We start from the raw sequence: 7151 nt of genomic DNA, 5'->3' as shown, positions 1-7151 counted from the left end.
CGGGCTCTGTGCCGCAGCCGTGGCAGTGGCGCTGCCGCCCGCGTCCGGGGCGGCGGCATCTCTGCCGGGGGCTGCGCAGCCCGGCAGCAGCAGTGCGGCCAGCAGCACTAGCGCTGGCGGAAGCAAACGGCGGATAGCCGGTCTAATCATTACTCTTTGCACCTCCTGAAATAATCCCGCAGAACATACCCTGTTTATCTTTGAAAAAAAGGGAAAGAACGAGAGCCAGATGCCCCCGTTCTATCCCGATACTATCATCTTCATTTATTTTAGCTTAAACCGGGCTGTAAATCTGCTCTTTCTTGTAACCTTTCGCATAAACCGCAGCAGCGCTCTACGGCAGCCGGACTGCAACGACTGCGGCCATCTCACGGGTTACCGCAGCTGCAGGATCAAAGGAGCCGTTATATCCGCTCATATAGCCCAGCTGTGACACCGTCCGCACAGCGGACAACGCATAGCTGCTGATCAGGCGCTCGTCCGTGAAGGCGGCAGACGCTCCGCTGCTCTCCAGCTTGAAGGCCCTCATGATCATAACCGCCATATCCTGGCGAGTAATATAACCGTTAGGATTGAAGGCCGTATCGCTTACACCCGAAATAATTCCCAGCTCCTTCGCTTTCAGCACCGTCCCGTAATACCACGAACCGGCTTTTACATCGCTAAACGCAGATTTCGCAGAAGAATCAGCCGGGCTCTCTCCCGTCAATCTTAACAGCAGGGCAGCGAATTCGGCACGGGTGATCTTCTGCTTCGGAGCAAAGACCGGCGCCGTTTCACTAACGCCCTTCATCAGTCCCTGATTAAAGGCCTCTTGTACGGAAGCAAGCGCCCAGGCAGAGATTTGGCTTTCATCGGTAAATGTAACGCCGCTCACTTCTCCCGGCGTAATGCTGAACAGCTTGGAATCACCTGTCAGGAAGCGGCTATAGGCTGACAATGCCAGCAGCGCCTGCTCCGTAGCCAGACCGTTGCCTTGCTGTCCTGCAGTGTGGGCATAGCTTCCGTCCGCCTGTCTGAATGAAGCCAGATGGCTCATCAGCCCGCCCTTCGCTTTTACAAAACGTGCATCTCCCGGACCAATGCCCGCAGTACTAAGGGCGATAATGACCTGGGCAGTACTTTCACTGTTTTCAGTGCCGGATACCTTGTAGCCGCCGTTCTCCAGCTGCTGTCCGGACAGCCACGTTACCGCTTTGTCCAGAGCGGCCTGCACTGCCGCCTGGCTGGTATGCGCGGAGAGTGCCGTGACTGCCATCGCAGTCAGATCCACATCATCCGTGCCTCCGGCGGTCAGCGGGAAGCCTCCGTCCTTGCTCTGCAGCTCCAGAATTGCAGCAATCAGACGTTCCCTGGTCCACAGCGCATTTGCAGGCACCTTATAGGAGGCGCTGTCCAGGGCAATCAGGCCAAAAATCAGACCGTTGCTTCCCTGATTTACCATATTGCGGTTGTTATAAATCTTCTCAATCAGATTATATCCGCCGATACTCTGCGGATCTGCCCCGGCCGCAGCCACGGCCAGCACCAGACGCTCATAATCGGTTACCTTGCGGAATTCACCGCTGCTTGCAGCAAGCTGCTCCTTCACTGCGTTCAAATAGCCTGCCGGTATAGCATGGCCGGTGCGGGCCAGACCAATGGCCTCCCAATCGCTCAGCTCCTCTGCTGCTGCCACAGTCTTGGCTGTAGCCGTAATATCACTGGCCAGCTTGCCCTGCTGCGGCTCAAACTTGCTGCGGTCTACGACCGCGTATGTGGTGAAGTGGCTGACTTTACCAGTCATGATGCCTGTTTTCAGATCAAGCGATGCGGGAACCGGTATCCAGTTGCCTGTGCTTTCATCCAGCCAGGCCAGCGCCAGATTGGCCGGATTAACAGCTGTAACCGGAATGCGGATCAGCAGCTCCGCTGTTTTCAGGAATTTCGTGCCGTCCGGCTTGAAATCATACAATCCCGATACAAGCTCCGTACGGTTTGAGCTGCTCTCTCTTACACTGATTTTTACTGTTCCGGTCACTGCACCGGAAGGCAGCTGCAGCTCTACTTCTCCGCCGCTGTCCTTCAGGGAGGCTGCTGCCCCCGGAGTCACATCCTGCTCAATGGTGACCACATTGGCCGCCAGCTGCTGTTTAAGCGCCGCAGCTTCAGCTGCTGCCATCACCGTACCGGTTACTGCTGTCGTCTGGCCGACTTGATTGAGCGGAAGAGTATTGTCTGCAGTAATGGTTACTCCGGCAAGACTTCCGGAACCGGCTGCTCCTGTTCCACCTGTGCTTCCCGGGCCGCCCGGCGGATTTCCAATATCTGCTCCGCCGTCGGTTGTATAGCGCCAGGCCAGCACATCCCCGCTGCTGAGCTTATAGCTGCCTGCACTTGTTTTGGGATAGCTGCCGTTGACCGAATACATCCAGCCGCTGTCCTTGCCGCGGTCCATCTCAGCCAGACCGTCGATGGATCTGATATAGACACTGTCACCGCTGCCGCCGCTCACCACTTTGCTGCCAAGCTGGCGGACCAGCAGGCTGTAAGCAGTTTCGCCTTCGTTCAACGTTACAGTTGTACTAGAGAGAATCGTACCTTTGAGGCTATCGCCTGTAACGGAAATGGTGGCTGTTGCCGGCTGTGGAACCGTGGACGGACTCACCACCGTCAGCGCCTGTGTATAACGGGCGATGGTTGGCAGCTGGCCTTCCGCATATCCCGTTACAGCCAGAATATGCGTACCGGCAGTCAGACCTTGCGCGAAGTTTGCTATTCCCTCTGAGTTTGTTGTGGCTGTAACTCCACCGGCACTGACCTGAACTCCTGCAGCTGCAGAGACAACCAGTTCCGGTACATAATTCGCATCCCAGACCTGTGCAATCTGCATAACCTTAACCGTAAATGCTTCACCCTGCTTGGGCTGTGTTGGCGTAACCGCCAGTGAATCAACAAACTGTGTAGTGCCTCCGCCGTAATAAACAAGCACTTTGTCAGACGCCTGCAGTACGTAATCGTTCATTCCGGTTTCAGGATAGATCCATTTGCCGCCGCGGGATACGGCAAAGCCCCAATACCCGTCTTTGTGGTAGACGCCGCCCTCAATGCCGCCGATTCCCTGAACGAAAATGCCGTACTGGGATTCTGTTGCCTGCAGTTCAATTCCGCGGGAAGCCGTCAGCTGCTGCAGGGCATCATAAGCGTTGAACGCATCAAGCGTGCCCTCCGCCAAAGGACCCTGCGGTCCTTCAATTGCCAGGGAAGCTGTCACATTGCCGGGAGCTACCTTGAAGGCTTGCGTGTGCCGTACAACTTTTGGGGCAGCCCCTTTGACATAGCCGGTTACGGCCAGCGTGTAGACTTTGGCAGACAAGCCCTTTTCAAAAGAAGCTGTGCCCTTATCGTCGGTAGTTACTGTTGTGCCGTCAATCGTTACCTGCACACCGGTCGCCGGTGATTCTACCCGGCTATTGCTGTTCCAATCCCATTTGGCCTGCGTAACCTTAACCGTAAATGCCTCATCCGGCTTTGGCTGTTCTGGGGTTACAGTTACCTTGTTTACTACTTGTGTATCTGCTCCCGCAAAGTAAACGAGAACACGGTCAGACTCCTCAAGCTCATAGACCCCCATGCCAACAGCCGGGTAAATCCATTCTCCGCCGCGGTAGACTGCGAAATTCCAATAAGCACCGTAAGTCCCGTTTGCAACACCGGCAATGCCGGATACGTAGCTGCCGAACGACGACTCCGTAATCTGCAGCGGGATATTGTTCAAAGCGGTTAACTTTTTCAGCGCCGCCAGAGCATTCGCTGCCTTCAGCGTACCTTCTGTAATATTGCCTTCCGGGCCTTCAACAGACAGCCGGATGGATACATTTTGAGAAACAACGCTTAGTGCCCGAGTGTATTTGACAATTGCAGGCGCCTGATTTGCTGCATAACCGGTAACGGCCAGTGTATAATCGCCTTCCGCCAGACCAACGCTAAACTCGGCTTTGCCGTTCTGGTCAGTCTTCGCAGTCAGGCCGCCGATTGCAACCTCAACACCTGCCGCCTTGGAGATCACCGGATTGGACGTTTTGGTTACATTGTCCCAGACCCACCGGATCTGATTAACAGTAACCGTGAACGCCTCATCTTCCCCTGGCTGCGCCTTGGACAAAGTCACCGACTCAACAAGCTGGGTATCAGCGCCCCCGTAATAGACGACAATCCGGTCAGAGCCCTTGAGGCTGAAATCCTTCATGCCTACATCCGGATACAGCCACTGTCCTCCGCGGACGACAGCATAGCTCCAGCCATCCCAGCCGCCGAACATTCCCGCAGCTACATTGCCGATGGCCGTAACATAATTGCCGGACGGATTCGTAAGCGCCAGCCCGTTCTGGGCTGCAACCTTCTCCAGCGCTTCGAGGGCATTGCCTGCATAGGCATTCCCTTGGCCCAGCGTACCCTTAGGTCCTTCAATTACAAGCGGTACATATACAAGCGGGTTCTGCGCTGCCGGTTTTGTAAAATCATACAGCTTCCCGTTGCTTCCGCCGCTGAACAGATTATAAGCAACCAGCGCCTGCAGACCTTGTTCGGTAGCATAATCATTAACATTGCCTGCTTCGTTATGGGCAAAACCGCCGCCGGCTCTAAAGAAGCTCAGCAGTCTTCCGGTCAGGTCTCCTCCTGCTTTGGTAAACTCAGTCCCGGACGGGTCCACGCCAAAGGAGGTCAAACCAATAATAACCTGGGCAGCACTCTCACTGTTGTCGCCGTATCCGCCTTTGCTGTCCTGTGCAGCAGATAACCAGGCTACCGCCTTCTGTCCGGCTGTCGCTACGCCCGGTTCATTCCGGTGTGCAGCCAGCGCCGTCAAGGCCATTGCTGTCATATCCGGGTCGCTTGCACCTGTGGACAGGGTAAAACCGCCATCCGCATTCTGCTTGGACAAAATCTCGCCGAGCAGCGCAGATTTGGTCCATTTGGCATCACCCGGAATGGTATAATTGCCGGAATCCAGCGCAAGCAGCGCATACACCGGGGCGTTAAGCGTCTGTCCGCTGATTCTGGTATTGTTATAGATTTTCTCGATCAGATTGTAGCCTGTCGTGGAGCCGGTGCCGGCATAATTTTCCGGATCAGCGCCTGCAGCCTTTACTGCGAGCACAATCCGGGCATAATCCGTTACACTGGAAAAGCTGCCGCCGGCAGCCTTAACCTTTTGCTCAAGTGCCTGCACATAGCTATCAGGTACGTTATAGCCGGCCTGGGCCAGCCCGATGGCCTGCCATTCCGATGTTACACCGCTGCCCAGAATATATTCGGCAGTTTTGTAGGTGGCCTCTTTTACAGTAACTTGTCCATTTTGCGCTGCTGCCTCCAGAGTAACCGGCAGTTCCAAGGAGGAAGCGTCTGCTGCATACACAGCATCCGTTACCTTATCCGTCCCCTGACCTGCTGAAGCATCAGCTGCAGCATAGCTCTGGCCGGAAGGGACAACAGCGCCTCCGATAATCGAGATAACCAGCAATAGCGCCAGGCTGAGTCTCCAGAATCTGGAAGTGAATTTCTTTTTCATCGTTACCCTCTTTTCTGTGAATAAAATGATTTGGCATTCAGTGCATCCATTACAGGACACGGTGCAATCAGAACGGCATACTCTTGATGCGGGTCGTATCCGTTCACCAACTGCAGAAGTTTCCTCAGCAGCTCACACTGTGATTCCTCCGCAGTCTACTTGCCCAACATAAAAACCGCCCTGTTAAGGGCGGCCGGGAAGAATACAAATTAACGGCTGGACAGCTTGTAAGCTGAGCTTGCTGCTCACAGGCCGGCCATCAGCAGGCGTACCTTCTGCAAGGCGCGCATCTGCCCTATGCCGCAGTTCATCTGCATGTGTTCCGCATTCTTACCCCACGAAGAAGTGAAACGTCCATGAAAAAAGGCAGGTCTCCTGGCTTATGCCTCATCGCTTCCCCTTTGCCTTCCCGTCAGCATAACAGCCGGACAGTGGCGCATCTGCAGGAGTCGCTCTGCATTTACAGTGGCGGGACCGCGCCGGACTTGCACCGGCCTTCCCTATTAAGCGGTTCTATGAAACTATAGAACGCGCACCCTTTTCAATAGCTTATTAAATTTTAATATTCATAATCATATCTACTATTTCCCTCTATGTCCATAGAAAAGCTGTTACAATCTCATTCCATCCCATGTCAGCTATTAGCGCCGGATAAGGCTGAGCAGAGCTTGCTTCAACCAGCCGCTTGTGTCAGAAGGGGGCGGTGTACATGCGGACTACTCTTAATTGGCAACCACCTTATCTGCGCAGACTACTTTATACAAACTCGTCGCCGCAGCTAGTTGGAAAAAAGCAGCTTAATTTCACCTAAACCCTCATTGCGGCGTAATTAATTGGAAAATGGACACTTAATTTACTGGTTAAGCACACATTTCAGCAAAGTTGCCTGAATTAAATAGCAAATTTCCACTTAGTTCTGTTCATCGTTTGTTTCGGCAGAGATTAGTTGTCTAAAATCCACTTAGTTACAACCAGGCAGCTGCAAAAGCATCGTGAACATACCCGCCTGGCCACCTCCACATTTTGTTAGTTCAGAATAGAGTTTATGCTGCACATAAGATAAAGTTAGTCTGCAAGAAAATGCTCCTCCCCTGAGACAGTGCACTATGCACCAGTATTCTGTTGCCAACTTCAACACATTCTGCTGAAAAAAATCCTGAACGCACTCAAGCCGTCATCCGGCTGTTTGTGCTGTTCAGGATTATAATATTTGTTCATTAGTTAATTATGAAAAATTGTCGTTACTCCGCTCCGGCAGTGCTCTCTGCACCAGCACCGTTTGTGCCGGATTCGCCAGTGCTTGTCTCACCCGCTGTATTGCTGCCGCCGGTATTGTTGTTACCAGTGTTATTGGTACCAGCTGAAGCGTCAGGCGTGGCCTCTGCTGTGGCAGAAGGCTGTGCTGCCGGCGATGTGGTCACTCCCGCCGCAGGATCAGGCTGAACAATCAGCTTGTAATCGCCTGTGGTAATCATACTGCCAGCGGCCAGTGCCGCGCCCGGCTCCAGGTCAACGATGACCTGGTACAGCGCAGCAGTCGGCTGGCCGGATGACGGCGGAGACGAGACGGAGTCACCGTCGTCTGTCCCGGCACCCGCGT

The 7151-nt window shown here is 54.1% G+C and carries 2 protein-coding genes and 1 riboswitch; both genes read right to left on the bottom strand.

Translation table 11 applies throughout. The features are described 5' to 3' along the window. Positions 1–334: 334 nt before the first annotated feature. On the bottom strand, positions 335–5551 hold the full coding sequence (locus tag AWJ19_RS01145; RefSeq protein ID WP_068720841.1) for a DUF4430 domain-containing protein: 5217 nt from the start codon (positions 5549–5551) through the stop codon (positions 335–337). A gap of 347 nt (positions 5552–5898) precedes the next feature. Continuing rightward, a riboswitch (cobalamin riboswitch) is annotated at positions 5899–6106 on the bottom strand. A 686-nt stretch (positions 6107–6792) separates the two neighbouring features. Beyond that, on the bottom strand, positions 6793–7151 hold a 359-nt coding region (locus tag AWJ19_RS35025; protein WP_198536444.1), incomplete at its 5' end, for a hypothetical protein.

The sequence above is a fragment of the Paenibacillus sp. DMB5 genome, from assembly GCF_001517085.1.
Taxonomy (GTDB): domain Bacteria; phylum Bacillota; class Bacilli; order Paenibacillales; family Paenibacillaceae; genus Paenibacillus_AQ.
This window is presented reverse-complemented; position numbering and strand designations above follow the sequence as displayed.

Bases quoted from the DNA above. Each gene is read 5' to 3' on its own strand.
- AWJ19_RS01145 (WP_068720841.1), bottom strand. From the start codon at position 5,551: ATGAAAAAGAAATTCACTTCCAGATTCTGGAGACTCAGCCTGGCGCTA.